This window comes from Thalassospira sp. GO-4 (genome assembly GCF_023588965.1).
GTDB classification, from domain to species: domain Bacteria; phylum Pseudomonadota; class Alphaproteobacteria; order Rhodospirillales; family Thalassospiraceae; genus Thalassospira; species Thalassospira povalilytica.
Genome location: NZ_CP097807.1, coordinates 13,249 through 35,189, shown reverse-complemented (window position 1 = coordinate 35,189; position 21,941 = coordinate 13,249). Strand labels below are relative to the sequence as shown.

Genomic DNA, 21,941 nt, shown 5'->3' with positions numbered 1-21,941 from the left:
AAATGCAGCAAGGCACCAGATACCCGGTGCGAAAACTGCGAAGGGCCGGTTGGCTTTCACCAACCGGCACTGCTTCAGAACCCTGTCGAAACGCCTGCGGGCGCAATGCTCATGGCGCGTGCACTCTGTCCATTGTCAAACAAGGGCAGATTGGCAAGCTCGCCAGAAAAACCACTTTCAGGGGTGGTGCAAAGCGACGCCACATAGGACTTGCTTTCGGGCAACGGCTGACTTCCGCGCATATGCGGAACGTCATAGGTCAGCGACATCACGTTATAGATGCCAGCCAGTCCACCGCCGCCTTTCGCGTCGATCGCCATCATCTCGTTCATGCACATTTTCGACTGGTCGACGCACATGTTGAGGATCGCGGTATAGAGTTCCGGGTCCACTGCGCTGTAGTAGTGAACCGGCTCGGCGACGCTCGGCTTTTCGAGTTCAAGATACTGGGAACGGCCAAGGAAGTTCTCGTCGGACTTCACATCAGCAACCCATTTGTCAAAGCCTTCTGCGCTCAGGCCGTGGAACTTGAAGCGCATATGAGAGAAGCCCTCACCGCTATAGTTCCCCGAGAAGCCTTCATAAACGCCCTCTTCGTTGATCACGGCATGGAGTTTGGTTTCCATACCCGCCATCGAGTAAATCTGGCCCGCAAGAGCCGGAATGAAGAAGGAGTTCATGATACCCGAAGAAGTGATTTTGAACTGAATGGGGGTATCAATCGGAGCTGCAAGTTCGTTGACGGTCGCAATGCCCTGTTCCGGATACAGGAACAGCCATTTCCAATCTAGGGAAACGACTTCGATCACCATCGGTTCGTGATCTTTGGCCAACGGACGTTCAGCGTCAATACGGTCCAGCGGACGATACGGGTCAAGCGTATGCGTCGTAACCCAGGTGATCGCGCCAAGCGCAATAATGATCACCAGTGGTGCGGACCAGATGACGACTTCCAGCTTCGTGGAATGGTGCCATTCGGGATCATATTCCGCGTCCTTGTTGCCCTGACGGTATTTCCAGGCAAAGAAGACAGTCAGTGCCATCACCGGAACGATGATCAGCAGCATCAGGATCGTGGAAACGATAATCAGATCGGACTGCTGGGACGCGATATCACCCGACGGGTCGATAACAACCAGGTTGCAACCGGCCAGAAGCGAAAACATCGAGGCTACAGCGACGCCGCGTACAAGTTTTGAAAGCATGCGCTTCATACTTTGTCAGTTTCTGGAAGATGTTCTCACAGGCAACAATATGCCTGCGAGCCGCATGAACGACCCATCGGAGATCGCCACACGTCGTACCCCGTCGCAACGGCATATAGGAATAATCATTCCAAACATCCACGGAAAGGGCACAATTTTGGCAAATTTTTTTCAAAAACCCGCCAGGTCGGAATTTCGCGGGAATTGCTATAGCTGCATCGCAACAATGTCAAGATACCCGCCGTGCATAGCTGGGTCTTAATGACAATTATCATTCCAATGTAAACCTAACGTTGTGCGGTGCAGAAAGATAATTGACACTGACGTTTGCAATTCACATGTCTATACTTAGACTCGATCCAAAGTCGTATCGTCCTTTGATCCGAATTTGTGATCCAATCAAAAGTAGTTAGGACCAAAAGGTCCGACCAGTGATTTAGGGAGAACGGCGTGAACCAAACAACAGAAAACTACGCGACCGCCACCTCATCAGGTTTGGAACGCGACGCACGGCATCTTAATGCCGACGCAACCAACGATCCCGGTCAGATCGCGCTTGGCGTGATCATCGGCCGAACTTCGGAATTTTTCGACTTTTTCGTTTACTGCATCGCATCGGTACTTGTGTTCCCGCAATTGCTGTTTCCCGGCGAAACGGCGTTGGTCGGCACCATGTATTCCTTTGCCATCTTCTCTCTGGCCTTTATCGCCCGCCCGGTGGGCTCGCTGGTCTTCATGACGGTTGACCGGCATTATGGCCGTGGCGTCAAACTGACGATTGCCATGTTCATGCTCGGCGGCTCGACCGCGGCGATGGCCTTCCTGCCAAGCTATGCCTCGGCCGGTGTTCTTGCGATCTATCTGCTGTGCAGCTTCCGCTTCCTGCAAGGTCTTGCATGGGGTGGTGCCTGGGATGGTCTTGCATCGCTTCTGGCTCTCAATGCGCCGGACAACCGCAAGGGCTGGTATGCGATGATCCCGCAATTGGGCGCACCGCTTGGCTTCATGCTGGCATCTTCACTGTTTGCCTATCTGCTTCTGACCCTGCATCCCGATGACTTCCTGGCCTTTGGCTGGCGCTATGCGTTCTTCGTGGCCTTTGCCATCAACGTGGTCGCATTGTTTGCCCGCCTGCGTCTGGTTGCCACCTCGGAATTCGGACATCTTCTTGAAAAGAACGAACTCGAAGCCGCCCGCGTGATGGACACACTCAAACATAACGGTCGTACCGTTGTGCTTGGGGCGCTGGTCCCGATGGTCAGCTACGCGCTGTTCCATCTGGTCACGGTCTTTGCGCTCAGCTGGGTTTATCTGTATGCCAACGGCAATCCGGGGCAGTTCCTTCTGACCCAGGGTGTCGGTGCCGTGCTTTGCGCCTTTGGCATCGTCGCATCGGGCTTCATCGCCGATCAGCTCGGTCGTCGTCGCCTGCTGGGATACAGTGCCGGGATCATCTTCCTGGGTGCTGTTCTGACCCCGCTGCTTTATTCCTTCAACATCATCAATGAAGGCATGATCGTTCTGGGCGGGTTTGCCGTGCTTGGCCTGTGCTTTGGTCAGGCGGCCGGGACGCTGGCCTCAAACTTCAAACGCGAATACCGCTATACCGGGTCTGCCCTGACATCCGATCTGGCCTGGCTGCTCGGTGCCGGTTTTGCCCCGCTGATCGCACTGTACCTTTGTGACAAGTTCGGCCTGCCCGGTGTTGGTGCCTACCTGCTTTCAGGGGCAATCGTCACCCTGCTGGTATTGCACTTCAACAAGCATTTCGGATCCAAAAATACCGATTGATCAGCGGATCCCGTATCCAATCCAACCGCAAACACCCCGGTCAAAACCGGGGTGTTTTCTTATGTGGCTTTATCGCCTGTGCGCCGGGGCTTCGACCTCGGCCAGGCCCGGCATGAAATCGCGCAGGATTTCAAAAAACTTCCGCATGCGTGCCGGATAATAGCTGGCATAGGGATAAACCAGATAAACCGGCAAGGATGACGCTTGCCAGTCCGGGCATAAATGCACCAGCTTTCCGGTTCGCAGGTCATCGGTCACGATCCAGCGCGACACAATCCCCGCCCCCAGCCCACCAAGCACCGCCTGACGGGTTGCAAACAGACTGTCCGTACTCAGACGCGGCTTGATCGGAAACCGGATCAGTTCCCGGCTGCCGATATTTTGCAGCGAAATCTCCGACCCATAAAATGTCTTGAGCGACACCCACGGCAGATCCGCCAGCATCCCGACATCACAAACGGGTCTGTTTTTCAGAATGTCGGGTGCGGCGACAACAATACGCGGGATTTCCGCAAGCAGCACGGCAACATGTGACGGATCGGACACCGCGCCAACATGAATGGCGCAATCGATCCGTTCAGAAATAAAGTCCGGCGGCCGGTCGCTCAGGACCCAGTCGACACTGACCTGGTCATAGCGTTTCAGGAATTTTATCAGCGGCTGAAGCAACTGATCCTGACCAAAGGCATGGGGCACCTTGACCGCAAGCCGCCCGACCGGTTCGCCATCCGTACCCGAAAGTTCTTCGGTCAGGGCATCCCACCCCTCGATCAGGGTGCGGGCATGGGCATAACACCGTTCCCCGTCATCGGTCAGCTTGATCGCATGCGTATTGCGCAGGATCAGCTCGACACCAAGCATATCCTCAAGCGTCCGCAATCGGCGACTGATGGTCGGCTGGGTCGCGCCAAGCAATCCCGCCGCCGCCGACAGACTTCCGCCATCCACGATACGCACAAATGTTTGCATCAACTCCATACGATCAACGGAAGACATTCATCACCTATCATACGCTTTACGTATAACCATCTTACCGCACAACCCTCTACCAAACCAGCGCGTCATCCATATTCTGGGCCAAAATCAATTCCGCTTTACGGAGCTTTCAATGACCACCGCGCAAACAACTGCTGATCCGCAGCAGATCACGGCGGCCCCGTCGCGCAACATCATCTTTGCGCTTGCCCTTGGTGCGGGATCGGCCGTGGCCTCGATCTATTATACCCAGCCGGTTCTCAACATGATCGGGACCGAACTTGGGCTTGGCGTCGGAACAACCGGACTGATCCCGACAGTGACCCAGGTCGGATATGCTTTGGGCATTCTGTTCCTGTTGCCGCTTGGCGACCGTTATGATCGAAGGACCCTGATCGTTCTTAAAAGTGTCCTGCTTGCCGCCATGCTTCTGACCGGCAGCATTTCACCGGGCCTGAACACCATCCTGTTTACAAGTCTTCTGATCGGCATCACCGCAACCATGGCCCAGGACATTGTCCCGGCCGCCGCCATCCTGTCGCCCAAACATCTGCATGGCAAAACCATTGGCACCGTCATGACCGGTCTTTTGATCGGGATCCTGCTGTCACGCACGGTCAGTGGCGTGATCGCCGAATATTTCGGATGGCGGATTGTTCTGCAACTCGCTGCGGTTCAAATCCTGATCATCGGCTTTGCGCTGTGGAAGATCCTGCCGCCGTTCCAAACCCACGCAACGATGAGCTATCCCAAACTCCTGCAATCCCTTGCCCACCTTTGGACAGAACATCCATCGCTGCGCCATGCGGCCATTGCACAGGCATTCCTTGCGGTTGCCTTCAGCGCGTTCTGGTCGTCGCTTTCGCTGATCCTGCATCAACGCTATGGGCTTGGCAGTGACGTTGCCGGTGCCTTTGGCTTGCTTGGTGCTGTCGGGGCCCTGATGGCACGCTATGCCGGAAGCCTTGCCGATCGCCATGGCCCGGCACGGGTTACCAAACTGGGCTCCGTCATCCTGATCCTGTCCTTTGCCATTATGTGCATGGTGCCCGCACTCTCATCGGTCAGTGCACAGCTTGCCATCCTTGCCATCGGCACCATCGGCTTTGACCTGGGGGTTCAGGCATCTCTGGTTTCGCACCAGACCATTGTCTATCAAATCGCCCCCGAAGCCCGCAGCAGACTGAACTCTGTCTTCTTTACCGTGATGTTTGTCGGCATGGCATCCGGATCGGTTCTTGGCACCCAGCTGTTTGCCAGCGGCGGTTATCTGTCGGTGATGGCGGTCGGTATCCTGGCTGGCATCATCAGCCTGACCATCAGAATGATCGCCGATCGCAAGGCGGCGCAGTCCTGATCACCAACAGTAATCCTGTTTGATCGATTAACGAAAAACACCCCGGCCAAAACCGGGGTGTTTTTACATCTGGCGACCTGAAGCGCGCGAGCCGACAGCGCGATTTTCATAAGGAGGTCACGGTATGACTGGCTTCTGCCGTTTCAGGCACGTCATCGGCGACAATCGCCAGACGAAAACCTTTGTAATGTTTTCGAAGCATCATCCGTACAACGATGAACTGCCAGAAAAACATCCATAGAGCATTGAAAAGCCAAACGATAAATCCGCCGTCAAGCGTTGCGCCAGATACCTTGTTAAAGAAGCCGATACCAAAATGGATAACGAAACTGATCACAAAGCCGCCGACAAACGCCCCCGCAAACGATCGCCAAGTCAACAGCCACCATACGCGCACAATTCGCCCGTCTGTAAGTTCGAGTTCCTGCATGCAAGCAACCTCTTTCGAAAAGTTTGGGCATGGCCTTTTGATTGCACAATCAAACAACTATTGCACTTTAAAGATGCATTCATTGCAAGACCAAACTTCCCGACGTGGTCGCCCTCACAAAGGAATACCCAATCAAACGTAGTTTGACGGGAACATCGCGCGTTTGGCGTCTTCGTCCATTTCGGTCTTGAAGCTGTGACCTTTGCCGACATCGCGTGCAGCAATTGCTGCCGGGTGACTGTTCATCGCTGCGAACCAGCGTTTCAGGTTGGGATAGTTATCCATCACATCCGGGTTCTTGTGAACATAGGGCGCCTTGTCGATCCAGCCCCAGGCCGAAATATCAACGATGGTCATTTCATCGCCGACAATAAATTCACGGCCCTTCATATGATCTTCAAGAACCTGATAATGCCGGGCGATTTCATTGCGGTAACGGTTCACACCATAATCGCTGCCTTCCGGGGCGACATACTGGAAATGCACCGCCTGACCGGAAAACGGACCAAGGCCGGTGGCAATGAACATCAACCATGAAAGAAGCTCGCCACGATCTTCCGGCTTGCCCAGAAACTTGCCGGACTTTTCGGCCAGATACATCAGGATGGCATTGGAATCAAACACCCTGACTTCCTTGCCGCCGGCCCCGTCGGTATCGACAATGGCTGGCACCTTGCCATTGGGATTGACCGCGCGAAAGGCCGGGTCATGTTGCTGACCCTTGCGGGTATCGACCGGCAGGACTTCATATTCAAGCCCGGATGCCTCAAGCATCATCGAGATTTTCTGCGGGTTCGGGGTCGGATGAAAATAGAAGCGGATCATCAATGGTCTCCTTGCGGGCCCGCCTGATAACACAAAGCTGTGACCCGGCATTGCATTTTGGAACGTTCGTTTTAAATTGACCGATAATGTCTCAGTTGGCAAGGTTCCTTTATTGACCCTGCCACTCAAAAATCATCACAGGAGCCCCAAGCCCATGATTGACCTTTATTACTGGCCCACCCCGAACGGCCACAAGATCACGCTGTTCCTTGAAGAAGCCGGGCTGGATTACAAGATTTTCCCGGTCAATATCAGTGCCGGTGATCAGTTCAAGCCGGAATTCCTGGCCTTTTCGCCAAACAATCGCATGCCGGCCGTCATCGACCATGATCCGGCAGATGGCGGCGATGCCATCACGGTGTTTGAATCCGGGGCGATCTTGCAATATCTCGCCGAAAAGACCGGCAAGTTCCTGCCGACTGATATACGCGGCCGCAAAACGGTGATGGAATGGCTGTTCTGGCAGATGGGCGGACTTGGTCCGATGGCTGGTCAGAACCATCATTTCGGCACCTATGCCCCCGAGAAAATCCCCTATGCCATCACGCGTTACGTCAACGAGACCAACCGTCTTTACGGTGTGCTGAACAAACGTCTCGAAGGCCGCGACTTTATCGCCGGTGATGCATATACCATTGCTGACATGGCATCCTATCCGTGGATCGTCAGCCATGAAAAACAGCAACAGGATCTCAATGACTTCCCGAACCTGAAACGCTGGTTTGAAACCATCAAGGCGCGCCCGGCCACCATTGCCGCCTACAAGGCCGCCGAACCATTCACCGCACAGCCTGCTGTGACGGAAGAAGGCAAGAAAATCCTGTTTGGACAGACATCCAAACCGGCCTGATACCGAAACAGACCCGGCGGTCCCTGCCGGGTCTTTTTTTGACCGGATCGTCTGTACCGGCAACTTGTGCCCCACCTATTACCTTCCCCTTTTACCCGCCCATTTTTCCAAGCCTTTTGCCAGGCCTTTTTGACAAGCCTTTTGCCAAGCCTTTCGGGCCTCTTACTTTTTTGATTGCATTACGGCTCCCTTCCCCATAAATGTTACGTTATAACATAACATTTATGGTCGATCTGATGAAACGCCTTCCCGTTACTGTTCTGTCCGGCTTTCTTGGTGCGGGCAAAACCACTCTTCTCAATCATGTTCTCAACAATCGCCGTGGCTTGCGGGTTGCGGTCATTGTAAATGACATGTCCGAGGTCAATATTGATGCCGACCTTGTCCGCAATGGCGGCTCGGAGCTTTCCCTGACCGATGAAAAGCTGGTCGAAATGACCAATGGCTGCATTTGCTGCACCTTGCGCGATGATCTTCTCGCCGAGGTCCGCCGTCTCGCCGAACAGGGAAGCTTTGACTATCTGCTGATTGAATCAACGGGCATTTCCGAACCGTTGCCAGTCGCGGCCACCTTTGATTTCCGCGATGGAAACGGCCAGTCGCTTGGTGATATTGCCCGGCTCGATACCATGGTGACGGTTGTCGATACCGCGCGCATGATTGCCGATTACAGTTCCACCGACTTTCTGTCCGACCGCGGCGAAAGCCTGGGCGACGGGGATGACAGATCGATTGTTGATCTTCTGGTTGATCAGATCGAATTCGCCGATGTGATCGTTGTTAACAAGCTTGATCTTGTCGACAACGAACAACGCCAATCGGTACTGGCCATTCTAAGGGCCCTGAATGCCGATGCCGAAATCATCGAAACCACCAACAGCATCGTTGACCCGCAACGCATCCTCAATACCGGGCGGTTTGATTTTGAACGGGCGCAAAATCATCCGCTGTGGGCCAAGGAACTCTATGGCTTTGCCGATCACGTGCCCGAGACCGAAGAATACGGGATCAAAAGCTTTACCTTCCGCACCTCCCTGCCCTTTCACCCGCAACGGTTTCACGCCTTCATCAATAGCGAATGGCCCGGCGTCCTGCGTGCAAAGGGGCATTTCTGGCTGGCGACCCGCCCGGACTGGGTCGGTGAAATCAGTCAGGCCGGGGCAGCTGTCAAGACAGAGGCCCTTGGTACATGGTGGTGCGCGGTTCCGCGCGATCAATGGCCCGACAATCCGGCATGGCGCGATATGGTCTTTTCAAAATGGGATCCGGTCTTTGCCGATCGTCGTCAGGAAATCGTCTTTATCGGTCAGAACATGAACGAGGCCGCCCTGCGCCAACGTCTTTCGGACTGCCTTGTCAATGAGGATGAAGATGTTCTGGCCACATCCTTTGATCCGGCCCGTTATGCCAATCTGCCTGATCCGTTTCCGCGCTGGGGCAAAAGGGCTGCATAAACCGGGTACCAGCCAAGCCGATTTCGAAATGCATGCCATGTGGTTATGATGTCCGAAACGTGCGACTATCACCACATGGCTGCCCCAAATGATCGGAACGGAAATGCGTGACCCACATGCCGAAACCCGCACCCCCAATCACCGCACCCCTAATCACCGCACCCGGGTCTTTGCGCTGATTGCCTTTATGGTATTGTGCCTGATCATATCGGCCGCAGGCGGTGCGGTAACCGCAACCAGTGTCAATGACTGGTACGCAGGCTTGCAGAAACCGGCCTTCAATCCGCCAAACTGGCTGTTTGGTCCGATGTGGACCATCATTTATTTCCTGATCGCCTTTAGCGGCTGGCGGGTCTGGCTCAAAGCCGGCATCGCCAATGCCAAGGGCCCGTTTAGTGTTTACGGGCTTCAGCTGACGCTTAATCTGGCATGGTCATTTTTGTTCTTTGGCGCCCGGTCACCTTTTTGGGGCCTGGTCGATATTGTGATCCTGCTTGCCCTGATCATCGTCAATTGCGCGATGTTTCTCAAAATCGACCGGCTGGCGGGCATCCTTCTGATCCCCTATGTGCTGTGGGTCGGGTTTGCCACCCTGCTGAACGGGGCGATCTGGCATCTTAACGGCTAGGGTCAGGGCCAACTTCACGGCCTGTTTTGCGCTCTCGCCTATCTCGCGCCCGGCGTGTGCCCCCGCAGAACCACCACCCCGAACAGGATCAGGGCCATCACACAGGCCACGGCGCCGGCAACAAAGGTCATATAGGTGCCAAACTGTTCCCAGATCAGCCCGGCCATCACATTGCCCAGCATCAGCGCAACACCGCAGACCAGATTAAACACCCCGAAAGCCGTGCCGCGCAGACGTTCCTGACTGTGATCGGCGACCAGTGTCGCAATCAGCCCCTGTGACATGCCCATATGCAGCCCCCAAAGCCCGATGCCAATCACATAGCCGGCAATCCCCGGCGCAAAGGCAATGACCAGATCGGCCAGCGCCAGCACCGCAATGCTGCCCACCAGAAGCCCGCGCCGCCCGATCCGGTCCGACATCACCCCGACCGGATAGGCACACAGCCCGTAAACCAGATGCATCAACACCAGAACCAGCGGCACATAACTTGCCGCAATCCCGACCGCGCCTGCTTGCAGCAGTAAAAATGCCTCGCTAAACCGGGCCAGCATCAAAATTGCCGCTGCCGCCATGACAAGCCAGAAACCGCGCCCCAGATCGCCCGAACGTCTCAAAAGACCAATTATGGTCTGACGCCCGTCGCGGCCCTGTGCGGTTTCGGGTTCGCGGATGCCTGCCACCAGCATCGCCACCGCCAGCACAGCCGGAATAACCGCAAGCCAGAATACCAGCCTGAAATCCCCGCCCGACGCCATCATGACCAGAACGGCAATCAATGGCCCGACAAAGCCGCCGACCGTATCAAGGGATTTGCGCAACCCGAAACAGGCACCGCGTTTATCGGCCGGGGCCGCATCGGCAATCAGCGCATCACGCGGCGCACTGCGAATGCCCTTGCCAACCCGGTCAACAAACCGTCCGGCAACAATCGCACCCAGCCCCTCGGCCAGGGGAAAGAACGGCTTGGCCAGCGCGCCAAACCCGTACCCGACCACAACAAGCCATTTGCGCGATCCGATCAGATCGGAAAAAACACCGGCGCATAATTTGGTCGCGGTTGCGGTTGCGATGGCGATGGCCTCGATCAGTCCGATGGTCACCGCCGACAATCCGAGCCCCGAAACCATGTAAAGCGGCAACAGGGTTTGCACCATCTCCGAGGACACATCCATCAGAAGACTGACAAACCCAAGGATCCAGACGGTCGCGGGGATTTGGCCCGGACGGGCCAGCAGACTGATTTGGGAAAACACGGCCAAGCCTTGCGAATGGTTCTTATGAACCCAAGACTTCGCCGCATTTCATCGAAATGGCAAGCATTTAAACCAAACGCCGCCCAACGGGATCTGCGATTGGTATTGAGGACAGGATTGTGGATCGAGCCCCGGGACTAGCTGCTTGGTCCGGCAAGAACTTCTGCCTGTTCGTCGCGATGCTGCGCTTCTTCGCTTGTCGCAACATCGCCGTCATTATCCTCGGATGCGACATTATCCATGCCAAGCCGTCCGACCGACGGCAACCGCAAGGCCGGGCGATTGAAATCGATCCCGAAATTCAGGCCCAGCACATTGAACTCGATGCCTTCTTCAAGCCCGACCGACAATCCAAGAACGCCAAGCAGATTGGCCTGAACGCCCTGCCCGCTTGATGACATGCCCACCGGATTGGTGATCGGGCGGTAATCCTTGCCAATCGCATTGGCCGGCATATCAAGATCAAGGTCGGGGACCTCGCGTCCGATATGGGCGATAAAGGTGTTGCTGTTAGGCCCCGGATAGCTGCGATATTCATTGGGGAACGGATAGCTCGCCACCGCGGCCTCGATCTCGTCAATCAGGGCTTCTGCCGCCTCGCCGCGATGATCGGCCAGAACTTTCGGCTTGGCCCCGAACCACAGGCCATCGGGGATCGCGTAATTCTTGCGCACCACATTGCCGCCACCCCAGCCAACCACGTCATAACGGGTATAGCTGGTTTCACCGGCACGCTTGAAAATGATCCATGGATGAACCGCAAAATATCCGCGCCAGCCAAATGTATCGGCTGCCATCACCATGACAATGGCCTGATTGGCATGATCCTGCGCACTTGGCGCAACCCCCGATGAATGGCGCGGCGCATTGCGCCAGGTATAGCTTTCTTTCTTGTCCTGACCGGGCGGATCTTCGGCAAGACTGATCCCGAATGGCAGGACCAGAACCGCGACAAGCCCAAGAAGAAGTGTTTTGCCTTTACCCAAGGTTTTTCATCCAATCTGATTTCGCGTTGCAATAACATTACGATCAAAGCGAAGAAGTAAGATCAAAAAAAGGCAACGCAACTTTGATCGGCATTCAACAAGCCGTGAGCCATTGATACATTTTCTCGACATTTACCAACCGGTTACCCGGCCAAAACCCTATGGCCAGGCGGCAAAGGTATCATCGCGTACCCGTTCTGCCGCACGCCGCAGACGCCGGTATGCCCCGGGCGCCTCGCCCATATAGCGTTTGAAAAACCGGCTGAAATAGGCCGGGTCGCGAAAACCAAGCCCATAGGCAATCTGTGCCACACCCAGCGGACTTTGTTCCAGCCGCATGCAGGCTTCGCGCAACACGCGGTCATGAATAACCGTAAGTGGCGGCTTGCCGGTTGCGCGCAAAACAGCCGATCCCAACCGCCTTTCACTGACGCCAAGGGCGGTTGCATAATCGGCCACATTCCAGTGTTCGCGAAAATGAAGCTCAAGCACCTGCAAGAACCGCTGAAAGGTAATCGAGCCTGGTCGATGCTTGTCGCGCTGTTCCATTACATTTTCGGCCAGACGCAACACCATGGTCAGAATGATCTGTAAATGCGCCCCGACCACAAGACTGGCCCCCAGCGCATTTTGCATCAGCTCGGCCCGGATTGCCTCGAAACTGCGGCGCAAATGCGCAATGTTTTCGCCGGTTTCCGCCGGGGTCACATTATGCACCGTATCGGCCGCAAGCCGAAGCGGAAGCCCCCCGCCGGCCATACCGCCCCCGGCAACCCCCGCCCCATCCCCGCAATGACGTGCGACAAGATCATCGGCCACCGACAGCAAATAGCCCTCGCTGCCCGCCGTTACCGTAAACCGTTGCGTTTCGCCAAGCGGCAACCACACAAGTGCCGGGGCCCTGCAATCAATCACCCCCTGGCGCAGGGCGATCTGGGCTCGCCCGGACAATAACAGCACCGCATAACACCGGTCGCGCCGCCCCGGATCATTCATCACCCAGCTTTGCGGCGATAACGGATGATCAAACCGGTCCATCATCGCCTGTGCCGTGACCGGCAACAGATCTTCAAACGGATTTTCCGCCAGACGTGCCGGGCTGGATACCGGGATATCGCGGGATGACTGCGCACACATGCCTTTTTATCGCCCATCCATTCCAAATGGTTATATGTATAAAAGTACAATTTTTCGTCTTAAAATGTCAATTTCGCTATCTTTACATTGGAACCGTTCCATCGCTTACTAGAGTGACGGTCAAAGGAACCGCAAAAACAACAATACATATTAAAAATGCGTTCCCATTATTTTGCATCTGCGAACTAATGGGCGGGAGGATACGCCGGAGATTTACTTTGAATCCCAAAGTAAATTACAGAATCTCTTTGCCTAAACTCCTGAAATAACGCGCAAACGGGAAAACCGTCTCTGCAAAGAGATCAGGAGGAAAAACATGCAAATTTCAGCAAAACTGCGCATCGCGACCATTGCTGCGGCGACCACCGCATTGATGAGCACCGCGACGCTGTTTGGTGCCAATGCCCAGGACACCTATCGCATTGGTTATGCCATTTCGAAAACCGGGCCGGGCGCGCCGGGGGCTGCGACCAGCACCACGCCCAACTATGAAATGTGGGTCAAGGAAATCAACGATGCCGGCGGCCTTAAGGTCGGCGACAAACAGATCCCGATCGAAGTCGTCGAATATGATGACCGATCGAGCTCCGAAGAAGCCGTACGTGCTGTCGAACGCCTGATCAACCAGGACAAGGTTGATTTCATCCTGTCGCCCTGGGGCACGGGCATGAACCTTGCCGTTGCGCCGATCCTTGATCGCGCGGGCTATGCCCATCTGGCCGGTACGGCTGTGACCGACAAGGCACCGCAACTGGCTCAGCGCTGGAAAAACTCCTATTGGCTGCTGGGTACCGGTGAACAATATGCCGTCGAAATGGCCGAATTCCTCAAAGGTCTGAAAGACGCCGGCAAGATCAATGACAAGGTCGCCATGATCGCCGTCGCCGACGGCTTTGGCATCGAACTGTCCAAGGCCGGTCGTGCCGCCCTTGAAGATCGCGACTTTGATCTGGTCTATGACAAAACCTACCCGCTGGGCTCCCAGGATCTTGCAACCATCGTCAATGACATCAAATCGCTTGGTGCAGACACCTTTGTTGCCTTCTCCTATCCGCCGGGCACCCTTGGCCTGACCGAACAGTCCCGCGTTCTGGGCTTCAACCCCAAAGTCTTCTATGCCGGTGTCGGTACGGCCTTCCCGCTGTATAAGGACCGCTTTGGCGCAGATGCCGAAGGCGTCGTAAGCCTTGGCGGTGCCAGCGAAAACGACCCGAAGATCGCCGACTACATCAAACGTCACATCGCCTTTGCCGGTCGCGAACCGGATCGCTGGGCATCGATCGTCAACTGGGCATCGCTTCAGTCCCTGCAACAGGCAATCGAACGTGCCGGTTCCACCGACCGCGAAGCTGTGAATGCCGAACTGGCCAAAGGCGGCTTTGACACCATCCTTGGCACCTACAAGCCGGGCGACCAGACCTTCTGGCTGGTCGGTCAGTGGCAGGACGGCAAATTTGTCGGCGTTGCCCCGACCAGCATGGAAGGCGCCCATGAACTTGTCTTCCCGAAACCGGCCTGGAAAGGCGCGAACTGATCGCAGCCTTTAAGGATTGTCGGGGTTTCCGTGTGTGCACAACCGCACGGGAACCCCGATACCTCCCCGTCCGGGACCCGATACCCCCTTTGGGAAGAAGTGAATGTTAAGCTACGCATTATTATCGGGGATTACGCTTGGCGGCATGTATGCCCTTGTCGCCATGGGTCTGACCCTGCAATACGGTGTTTCGCGCATCATGAATCTCGCCTATGGCGAACTGATGATCGTCGCGTCCTTTATTGCCTTTGTTTTCATGACCGCACTCGGGATCAACCCGATCATTGGTCTTTTGATCATCATTCCGCTCAGCTTCGCGCTGAACTGGGGCATTTATCGCTTTTTGCTGACCCCGCTGGTCGCGCGTGCCAAAAACCGTGGCATGCTTGAAGTTGACAGCATTCTGGCCACCTTCGGCCTGCTGTTCATCGTTCAGGGTGTGCTGCTGGTCTGGTTTGGCGGCAATTATTACAGCTATGATTTCCTTAATGACGCGGTTGACGTGTTTGGCGCGGCCATCGCTGCCAACCGTCTGGTTGCCCTTGGCTTTGCCGTTGTCATTGGTCTTGGTTTTTATCTGATCCTGACGCGTACCCGTATTGGCACCGCCCTTCGTGCGGTTGCGGTTGATCCGACATCGGCCCGCCTTGTTGCCATTGATGTCAATTTCGCAGCCTGCTTTGCCTTTGCGCTTGGCGGTGCGGTCGCGGCTGTCGGCGGCGTTTTGGTCAGCATGTTCCTGACCTTTTCGACCTCGATGGGTGTTGTCTTTACCATGAAGGCCCTGATCGTTGTGATCATGGGCGGGGTGGGTAACCTTCTCGGTGCGCTGATTGCCGGTCTGATCCTTGGCATCGCCGAAAGTCTGGTGGCAACCTACATCGACCCGGGCCTGACCATTGCTGTGACCTATGTGATCTTCCTTCTGGTCTTGCTGATCAAACCATCCGGCCTGTTCGGGAGGACCGCATAATGACACCCTTCCTGAAACCTGATTTCATCAGGCCGGTGGCCTTCGGTGCCGCAATCTTTGCCGCCCTTGCCTTCCTGCCATCGCTTGTTGACAGCTACTATATGTCGCTTGCCATCAGTGTCGTCAGTTTCGCCGTGCTTGCCACAGCCTGGTCGATGTTTTCCGGCCCGACGCGCTATATCTCGCTTGCGACTGTCGTGTTCTTTGGCATTGGCGCCTATACGGTGGCAGTGCTCGGTGAAGTCATGGCCTTCCCGCTGGTTCTTCTGTGTGCGGGCCTTGCCGGAACGGTTGTTGCCCTTCTGGTCGGTTTTTCGACCCTGCGACTGGCGGGTGTTTATTTCGTGATCTTTACCTTTGGCCTGACCGAACTTGTCCGTCAGGTCGTCAGCTGGTACGAAGTCAATGTCACCCGTGAAATGGGCCGCTATGTCTTCCTTGATATCACCCAGAACGACATTTACTGGCAGTTACTGGCGCTGTTTGCCGTATTGCTTCTGACCGGTTTTGTCCTTGGGCGTTCGCGCCTTGGCTTTGCGCTTCGCATCATTGGCGAAGACGAAACCGTCGCCAAGCATTGCGGAATTGATGTTACCCGCGTCAAAGTCGCGCTGTTCGTTCTGTCTGCCCTATTCATGACATTGACCGGCGCCATCATCGCACCGCGCTGGACCTATATCGATCCGGTGATTGCCTTTAACCCGATGCTGTCATTCCAGGTTGTCATCATGGCACTTCTGGGGGGACCGCGCCGCTTGCTGGGTCCGCTTCTGGGCGTCATTCCGCTGACCCTTCTGTTTGAAGTTCTGACCGCAAGCTTCCCGAACCATTTCAGCATTCTGCTTGGCTGTGTGTTCATGGTGATTGTCTATCTTCTGCCCGGTGGTGTGGTGGGTCTGTATGAAAAATACCGTGCACCGAAAAAGCGCACCCTTTCAGCCGACACCGAAACCACCCGCAAATCAGGGGAGAAAACAGCATGAATACCGAAATTCTTCTCTCGATCTCGGGCCTGCATAAGGCATTTGGCGGTCTGATTGCGGTCAATCAGATGCAGTTTGATGTTCATGCCGGTGAAATTGTCGGCCTGCTGGGTCCGAACGGGTCGGGCAAAACCACGGTGATGAACCTGATTTCCGGTGCTCTTCAGGCCAACGAAGGAAAGGTTGTCATCAGCGGCAAGGACATCACAAACCTTCCGGCTCATAAAATCAGCCATTCCGGCATTGCGCGCACGTTCCAGCTTGTCCGCGTTCTGCCTGATCTTGATTGCGTGGAAAATATCGAAGCCGGTCTTGCCTATCGCACCAATCCGCTATGGGGGGATGCCGCCCATTCGGCCGCCCTTGAACTGCTTGACCGGATCGGCCTTGCCAAACAGGCCCACACGCCTGCCGGTGATCTGACCTATATCGATCAGAAACGCCTTGAACTGGGCCGTGCCCTTGCCCTTCAGCCCAGGCTTCTTTTGCTTGATGAATGGCTGGCCGGTCTGAACCCGTCCGAACTTCAGGACGGCATTGCCCTGGTACGGCAGCTCAAGGAAGAAGGCCTGACCATCATCATGGTTGAACATGTGATGGATGCGATCAGAAGCCTGTGCGATCGTTGCGTTGTCATGAATGCCGGGGCCAAGATCGCCGATGGCACGCCTGACGAAGTTCTTTCCGATCCCGAAGTTGTCCGTGCCTATCTGGGAGACAGCCATGCTTGATATCAAAAACCTGTCTGTATCCTATGGCAAACACGCAGCCCTGCGCGATGTATCACTCACCGTTGATCGCGGCGAAATCGTTGTGATGCTCGGTGCCAATGGTGCGGGCAAAAGCAGCCTTCTCAAAGCCTGTGCCGGCCTTGTCACCGCACAGGATGGGACGCGCATCAATCTTTCCGGGGCGGAGCTTACCGATCTTTCCGCCCACAAAATCGTCGAAGCCGGTCTGGCGCTTGTGCCCGAAGGCCGCGGCATTTTCGGCGAACTGACAGTGCGTGAAAATCTTGAACTCGGGGCCTTTGCCAAACGGGCACGCGCATCGGAAAAACAAAACCTTGATCGGGTGATCGGTCTGTTCCCCAAACTGGCAGAACGTTTGAACCAGGCCGCCCGCACCATGAGCGGCGGCGAACAGCAAATGGTCGCCATTGGCCGTGCGCTGATGTCAAATCCCGATATCTTGCTGCTTGATGAACCCTCCCTTGGTCTGTCACCCATCATGACCGGGGATCTGTTCAAGGCGCTTGCCGCCATTCGTACAACCGGGGTTGGTGTTCTTCTGGTCGAACAGAACGCGCACCAGTCCCTTGCCATATCAGATCGGGGATATCTGATTGAAAACGGGGCCATCACCGGACAAGACAGCGCCCGGGCCCTGCAATCCGACCCTGCTGTGCAAAAGGCCTTCCTTGGCCTTGGGGCGGCATGATGCCGCTTTTCGCCACCTCGCAGCAGTAATTGATAAAGTCAGGAGAAACGTCATGAATGATGTAAAATTGTTGATCGGCAACCAGGATGTCAACGCGTCAAACAACCGCACGTTTGAACGCAAGAATCCGGTCACCGGCGAAACCGCAACGGTTGCGGCTGCCGCCAATGCCGCCGATGCCCGCAAGGCCGCCGATGCCGCGGCCTCGGCCTTCCCGGAATGGTCGAAAATGGGCCCGGGCGCCCGTCGCAAGATCCTGCTTAAGGCCGCCGACATCATGGAATCCAAGGGCGACCAGTTCGGTCAGCTTGTCCTTGATGAAACCGGAAGTACCCGCATGTGGGGCGGCTTTAACGCCCATCTTGCTGCCAACATGCTCCGCGAAGCCGGTGCGATGACCACTCAGATCACCGGCGATATCATTCCGTCCGATCATCCGGGTCTGATGGCCATGGGTGTGCGTCAGCCGGTGGGTGTTGTTCTGGGCATTGCACCGTGGAACGCACCGGTTATTCTGGGCACGCGCGCCATTGCCATGCCGCTTGCCTGCGGTAACACCGTGGTGCTCAAGGCATCCGAACTTTGCCCGGCCCTGCACCGCCTGATCGGTGAATGCCTGGTCGAAGCCGGCGCCCCCGAAGGTGTCGTTAACGTTGTCACCAACGCCCCGGAAGATGCCCCGGAAATCGTCGAAACCCTGATTGCCCATCCGGCGGTACGTCGCATCAACTTTACCGGCTCGACCCGTGTTGGCCGCATCATCGCCAAACTGGGTGCCGAACATCTCAAACCGGTTCTGCTTGAACTGGGCGGCAAGGCACCGTTCCTTGTTCTTGACGATGCCGACCTTGACGAAGCCGTCAATGGTGCGGCATTCGGCGCCTATATGAACCAGGGCCAGATTTGCATGTCGACCGAACGTCTGATCGTTGACAATGCGGTTGCCGACGAATTCGTTGCCAAACTGGCTGCCAAGGCAAAAACCCTTACCGCCGGTGATCCGGCCAAGGCCGAACACATCCTGGGCGGTGTGGTCAATGTCGAAGCTGTCAATCGCATCGAAGAACTGGTCGAAGACGCGGTTTCCAAGGGCGCCAAACTGGTGGCCGGTTCGGGCAAGGCCAAGGATGGCGTTCTGATGGACGCGACCCTTCTCGATCATGTCACCCCGGCAATGAAAATCTATTCCGAGGAAAGCTTTGGTCCGATCTGTGTCGTCATCCGTGCCGGCAACGAAGACGAAGCCGTTCGCATTGCCAATGACAGCGAATATGGCCTGTCTTCTGCGGTCTTCTCGACCAATATTCCGCGTGCCATGGACGTTGCCAAACGCATCGAAAGCGGCATCTGCCACATCAACAGCCCGACCGTTCAGGACGAAGCACAGATGCCGTTTGGCGGTGTGAAATCGTCCGGTTATGGCCGGTTTGGCTCCCAGGCATCGATCGACGAATTCACCGAAATGCGCTGGATCACCATCCAGAGCGGCAAACGTCACTACCCGTTCTAAGCCAACCGGAACTGGAACCGGATGGAACTTCTATCCGGCTCTCCCGTTCAATCAGCTAACGCAGGGGGGAAGCCTGACTTGCACTGAGTTCCCTTGCAAGTCAGGACCTGTGTGCAGGCCGTCGGACTTTATGTCCGGCGGCCTGTTTTGTTTTACAGCCAATTGATTTCAATCACTATTTCCTCGCCTTCACTTAAAACTCTCTTTAAGGTGGTATCGACTTGTTTATTTTCTCTTCATATTAGATTTTGAGGACATAATGGAAGCAACCACCAATTCCGCCCCGCAAGCGCCAAGCGGCGAAGGCCGCAATCTGGCAAACATTGTTTACATTCTTTATCTGGTCGGCTTTGTGACCGGTCTGACGGCGCTGGCCGGGGTCGTCATGGCCTATATGAACCGCACGACAAGCGACGCGGTTGCCGCCAATCATTTCGAACACCAGATCGCCATTTTCTGGCGCGGCGTGATCATCATGGTCATCAATATCGTGCTTTACATGCTGATTGGCGCATTGAGTTTCATGACGCTTGGCATCGGTGCAATTCTGTATATCGTGCCGCTGGCGCTGGGCATTTACTGGTTCGTCTGGACCCTGATCCGCGTCATCAAGGGGATGAACGCCCTTGGCCGTGGCGAAACATTCACGCCCGGCAGCACCCCGGCCCTTGCCACCGCATCAAATCCGCAACCTGAACGTCAGGAACCCAGCCTTTAAGGCGATGCCAAAATCACCATCAGCATCCTGACCTGAAAAAGGAGGCCGCCCTTAAACAGGACGGCCTCTTTTGCATTTGTCTTTATCTCTCAGTCTGATCAGGCGCGCAGAACCGCCTGCACCAGCACCTCAAGCGCGCTTGAAAATTTCGACCGGTCCTTCTGGGTAAAGGCCGCATTACGCCCCTGCTCGCCCGTGACTTCGCGCATATGAGCCGCGATCTCGCGCCCGGCCAATGCATTGCCGATATTGGCTTCCGTAAATTCCTGGCCATTGGCTTTAAGCACCCTTGCCCCGATCTCAAGCCCGCGTGACGCCAACGGAATGTCATTGGTAACGATCACATCGCGCACCCGGGCATTCTCGGCGATCCAGTCATCGGCGGCATCGGGTTCGGGCGGCACGATCACGATTTTGATCAACGGATTGCGCGACGGACGAATACCGCCATTGGACACCAGGATCATCTCGATCCGGTGGCGTTCAGCCACACGTTCGCATTCCGCCTTTACCGGACAGGCATCGGCATCCACAAACAAACGCGGGCGTGTATTTTGGGTTTGTTCAGACATGGCGCGATCATCGCCGCACGCCCGACAAAGTCAAGTCATCTTGATGACGCCGCTGTTTTGGCATCCGGGTCGACATCGCGGCTGATCAGCAAAATGACCGCCCCGATCGCGGCAAACAGGCACGCCATCAGAACCGTGGTTCGAAAATCATATGCACTGGCGACAACACCGGTCAAAAGGTTCCCCAACAAGCCACCGACAAAAAGCGTACTGACATAATATCCGGTGGCGATGCCGGGCTGGTCCTTGGCGAAGTTTTGCACGAATGTCATGCTGATCCCGGCAAATATCCCGTAATAGGCCCCGTCAAGCACCGCCAGCACCAGCACGTCAACCAGCGTTCCGGCTTCATGGATCAAGCCAAAGAATATCGCGCCCAGCACGGCAGAGATCAGCATTCCCTTGCGCTCGCCAACCTTTCGGATCAGCTTCGCACAGAAATAAATCACCACCACTTCGACAAGGCATTTCACACTTAGCGCAAACCCCGCCGATGACGCCACCAGCCCAAGCTCGGCCGAAAAATAAAGCGGCATCGCCGATACAAACACCACATTGGCCGCCGCAATGAAAAATACCGGCACACAGGCCTGCAATAGGCCGAAATTGAACGGGACTTTCGCACCGGGTTTCAGGCTGTTCGGGTGATGGGTTTTGAACGCTGATGGCACAATCAGCAAACAAACCACAAACCACACCGCCGCCAGCCCAGAAATCGTGAAATAGGTCGCGGCAAACCCGAACGCCCCGTAAAGCGACAGCGATGCTGCTGGCCCGACCATCCAGCCAAGCGATGTCTGAATGCGCAAAAATCCGTTGAATTTGACAACATCGCGCCCGGTCTGCTCGGCAAACAGACGGCCAAATGAATACATCACCGAAAGCGCCCCGGCCCCGATCCCAAGCAGGATCGACACCAGACACAGATAAACCCAGTAATTGCGGACCGCGCCCAGAATGAACATGCCAAGCGCAAAGCAAAGAATGCTGGTGATCAAAAGGATCTTGACCGGAAATCCGCGATCAATGGCCCGCCCGAACCCGCGATTGACCAAAAGCGTCACACAGACCTGAACAACCGCCACCATGCTGATTTTCCAGGGCGGCTGACCAAGGCCTTCAACAACATAAAGCCCGGCAAGCGGTGCGGCACTGGACGCGCAAAACGCCCCGACCAGAAGCAATCCCAACACCAGTGCCGGGAAACGATCCAGAACCCCGATCACCGCCCCTTTTCGGGCTGCTGTACTTGTCACTCCGTTCTCGGAATGCCCGTCCTCGCGCATGAAACACCCCTGTTCGCCCATGGCATCGGGT

21 protein-coding genes are annotated in these 21,941 nt (G+C 55.8%); 12 read left to right on the top strand and 9 right to left on the bottom strand.

Going from position 1 to position 21,941, the window contains the following annotated elements; all coding sequences use genetic code 11:
* Positions 1 to 74: 74 nt before the first annotated feature.
* Entirely contained in the window at positions 75 to 1,205 is a 1,131-nt protein-coding gene (gene cyoA, locus M9H61_RS00170) for a ubiquinol oxidase subunit II (RefSeq protein ID WP_068517168.1), read from the bottom strand.
* A 450-nt stretch (positions 1,206 to 1,655) separates the two neighbouring features.
* On the opposite strand from cyoA, the gene M9H61_RS00165 reads away from it, so the two are divergent.
* On the top strand, positions 1,656 to 2,996 hold the full coding sequence (locus M9H61_RS00165) for an MFS transporter (RefSeq protein ID WP_101247861.1): 1,341 nt from the start codon (positions 1,656 to 1,658) through the stop codon (positions 2,994 to 2,996).
* Positions 2,997 to 3,065: 69 nt separating this feature from the next.
* On the opposite strand, the gene M9H61_RS00160 is transcribed toward M9H61_RS00165, so the two are convergent.
* Positions 3,066 to 3,992, bottom strand: a complete 927-nt coding sequence (locus tag M9H61_RS00160; protein ID WP_250282734.1) for a LysR family transcriptional regulator — start codon at positions 3,990 to 3,992, stop codon at positions 3,066 to 3,068.
* A 112-nt stretch (positions 3,993 to 4,104) separates the two neighbouring features.
* On the opposite strand from M9H61_RS00160, the gene M9H61_RS00155 reads away from it, so the two are divergent.
* Positions 4,105 to 5,328, top strand: coding sequence for an MFS transporter (locus M9H61_RS00155; RefSeq protein ID WP_250282733.1), 1,224 nt, complete (start codon positions 4,105 to 4,107; stop codon positions 5,326 to 5,328).
* A gap of 106 nt (positions 5,329 to 5,434) precedes the next feature.
* Here the strand turns inward: M9H61_RS00155 and M9H61_RS00150 are convergent, their stop codons facing one another.
* On the bottom strand, positions 5,435 to 5,758 hold the full coding sequence (locus tag M9H61_RS00150) for a hypothetical protein (protein ID WP_250282731.1): 324 nt from the start codon (positions 5,756 to 5,758) through the stop codon (positions 5,435 to 5,437).
* Between the two features lie 132 nt (positions 5,759 to 5,890).
* Positions 5,891 to 6,583: a glutathione S-transferase family protein gene (locus tag M9H61_RS00145; protein ID WP_228195738.1), complete on the bottom strand. Its 693-nt coding sequence runs from the start codon at positions 6,581 to 6,583 to the stop codon at positions 5,891 to 5,893.
* Between the two features lie 154 nt (positions 6,584 to 6,737).
* Here M9H61_RS00145 and M9H61_RS00140 point away from each other — a divergent pair, with 154 nt between their 5' ends.
* From M9H61_RS00140 to M9H61_RS00130, 3 genes are all read left to right on the top strand, one after another.
* A complete protein-coding gene (locus tag M9H61_RS00140) occupies positions 6,738 to 7,433 on the top strand; it encodes a glutathione binding-like protein (protein WP_250282729.1) in 696 nt (231 codons plus the stop codon).
* Positions 7,434 to 7,657: 224 nt separating this feature from the next.
* Positions 7,658 to 8,887, top strand: a complete 1,230-nt coding sequence (zigA, locus tag M9H61_RS00135) for a zinc metallochaperone GTPase ZigA (protein ID WP_305879846.1) — start codon at positions 7,658 to 7,660, stop codon at positions 8,885 to 8,887.
* 103 nt (positions 8,888 to 8,990) lie between these two features.
* The gene (locus M9H61_RS00130) at positions 8,991 to 9,515 is read left to right on the top strand and encodes a TspO/MBR family protein (protein WP_250282725.1); all 525 of its coding nucleotides are present in this window, start codon (positions 8,991 to 8,993) and stop codon (positions 9,513 to 9,515) included.
* A 38-nt stretch (positions 9,516 to 9,553) separates the two neighbouring features.
* Here the strand turns inward: M9H61_RS00130 and M9H61_RS00125 are convergent, their stop codons facing one another.
* The 3 genes from M9H61_RS00125 to M9H61_RS00115 all read right to left on the bottom strand — a co-directional run bounded on the left by M9H61_RS00125 (position 9,554) and on the right by M9H61_RS00115 (position 12,894).
* Entirely contained in the window at positions 9,554 to 10,771 is a 1,218-nt protein-coding gene (locus M9H61_RS00125) for an MFS transporter (protein ID WP_250282723.1), read from the bottom strand.
* 137 nt (positions 10,772 to 10,908) lie between these two features.
* Complete coding sequence (locus tag M9H61_RS00120; RefSeq protein ID WP_250282721.1) at positions 10,909 to 11,757, bottom strand: DUF3750 domain-containing protein; 849 nt, start codon at positions 11,755 to 11,757, stop codon at positions 10,909 to 10,911.
* A 159-nt stretch (positions 11,758 to 11,916) separates the two neighbouring features.
* Complete coding sequence (locus tag M9H61_RS00115; RefSeq protein ID WP_250282720.1) at positions 11,917 to 12,894, bottom strand: helix-turn-helix domain-containing protein; 978 nt, start codon at positions 12,892 to 12,894, stop codon at positions 11,917 to 11,919.
* 316 nt (positions 12,895 to 13,210) lie between these two features.
* On the opposite strand from M9H61_RS00115, the gene M9H61_RS00110 reads away from it, so the two are divergent.
* The 7 genes from M9H61_RS00110 to M9H61_RS00080 all read left to right on the top strand — a co-directional run bounded on the left by M9H61_RS00110 (position 13,211) and on the right by M9H61_RS00080 (position 20,052).
* Entirely contained in the window at positions 13,211 to 14,428 is a 1,218-nt protein-coding gene (locus tag M9H61_RS00110; RefSeq protein WP_250282718.1) for an amino acid ABC transporter substrate-binding protein, read from the top strand.
* A gap of 103 nt (positions 14,429 to 14,531) precedes the next feature.
* Positions 14,532 to 15,401, top strand: a complete 870-nt coding sequence (locus tag M9H61_RS00105) for a branched-chain amino acid ABC transporter permease (RefSeq protein ID WP_250282717.1) — start codon at positions 14,532 to 14,534, stop codon at positions 15,399 to 15,401.
* Positions 15,401 to 16,384 carry a branched-chain amino acid ABC transporter permease gene (locus tag M9H61_RS00100; protein WP_250282715.1) on the top strand — a complete coding sequence of 328 codons (984 nt, stop codon included), beginning with the start codon at positions 15,401 to 15,403 and terminating at the stop codon, positions 16,382 to 16,384. Before M9H61_RS00105 ends, M9H61_RS00100 begins: the two co-directional genes overlap by 1 nt.
* Positions 16,381 to 17,115, top strand: a complete 735-nt coding sequence (locus M9H61_RS00095; RefSeq protein ID WP_101247852.1) for an ABC transporter ATP-binding protein — start codon at positions 16,381 to 16,383, stop codon at positions 17,113 to 17,115. Before M9H61_RS00100 ends, M9H61_RS00095 begins: the two co-directional genes overlap by 4 nt.
* Complete coding sequence (locus M9H61_RS00090; protein WP_068517067.1) at positions 17,108 to 17,824, top strand: ABC transporter ATP-binding protein; 717 nt, start codon at positions 17,108 to 17,110, stop codon at positions 17,822 to 17,824. Before M9H61_RS00095 ends, M9H61_RS00090 begins: the two co-directional genes overlap by 8 nt.
* 52 nt (positions 17,825 to 17,876) lie before the next feature.
* A complete protein-coding gene (locus M9H61_RS00085) occupies positions 17,877 to 19,334 on the top strand; it encodes an aldehyde dehydrogenase (protein WP_250282713.1) in 1,458 nt (485 codons plus the stop codon).
* Positions 19,335 to 19,593: 259 nt separating this feature from the next.
* The gene (locus M9H61_RS00080) at positions 19,594 to 20,052 is read left to right on the top strand and encodes a hypothetical protein (protein ID WP_228195727.1); all 459 of its coding nucleotides are present in this window, start codon (positions 19,594 to 19,596) and stop codon (positions 20,050 to 20,052) included.
* Positions 20,053 to 20,150: 98 nt separating this feature from the next.
* Here M9H61_RS00080 and M9H61_RS00075 read toward each other — a convergent pair whose 3' ends face one another.
* Together M9H61_RS00075 and M9H61_RS00070 are read right to left on the bottom strand one after the other, a co-directional pair.
* Positions 20,151 to 20,624 carry a YaiI/YqxD family protein gene (locus M9H61_RS00075; protein ID WP_250282712.1) on the bottom strand — a complete coding sequence of 158 codons (474 nt, stop codon included), beginning with the start codon at positions 20,622 to 20,624 and terminating at the stop codon, positions 20,151 to 20,153.
* Between the two features lie 35 nt (positions 20,625 to 20,659).
* Positions 20,660 to 21,910 carry an MFS transporter gene (locus M9H61_RS00070; RefSeq protein ID WP_250282710.1) on the bottom strand — a complete coding sequence of 417 codons (1,251 nt, stop codon included), beginning with the start codon at positions 21,908 to 21,910 and terminating at the stop codon, positions 20,660 to 20,662.
* Between the last annotated feature and the right edge of the window lie 31 nt (positions 21,911 to 21,941).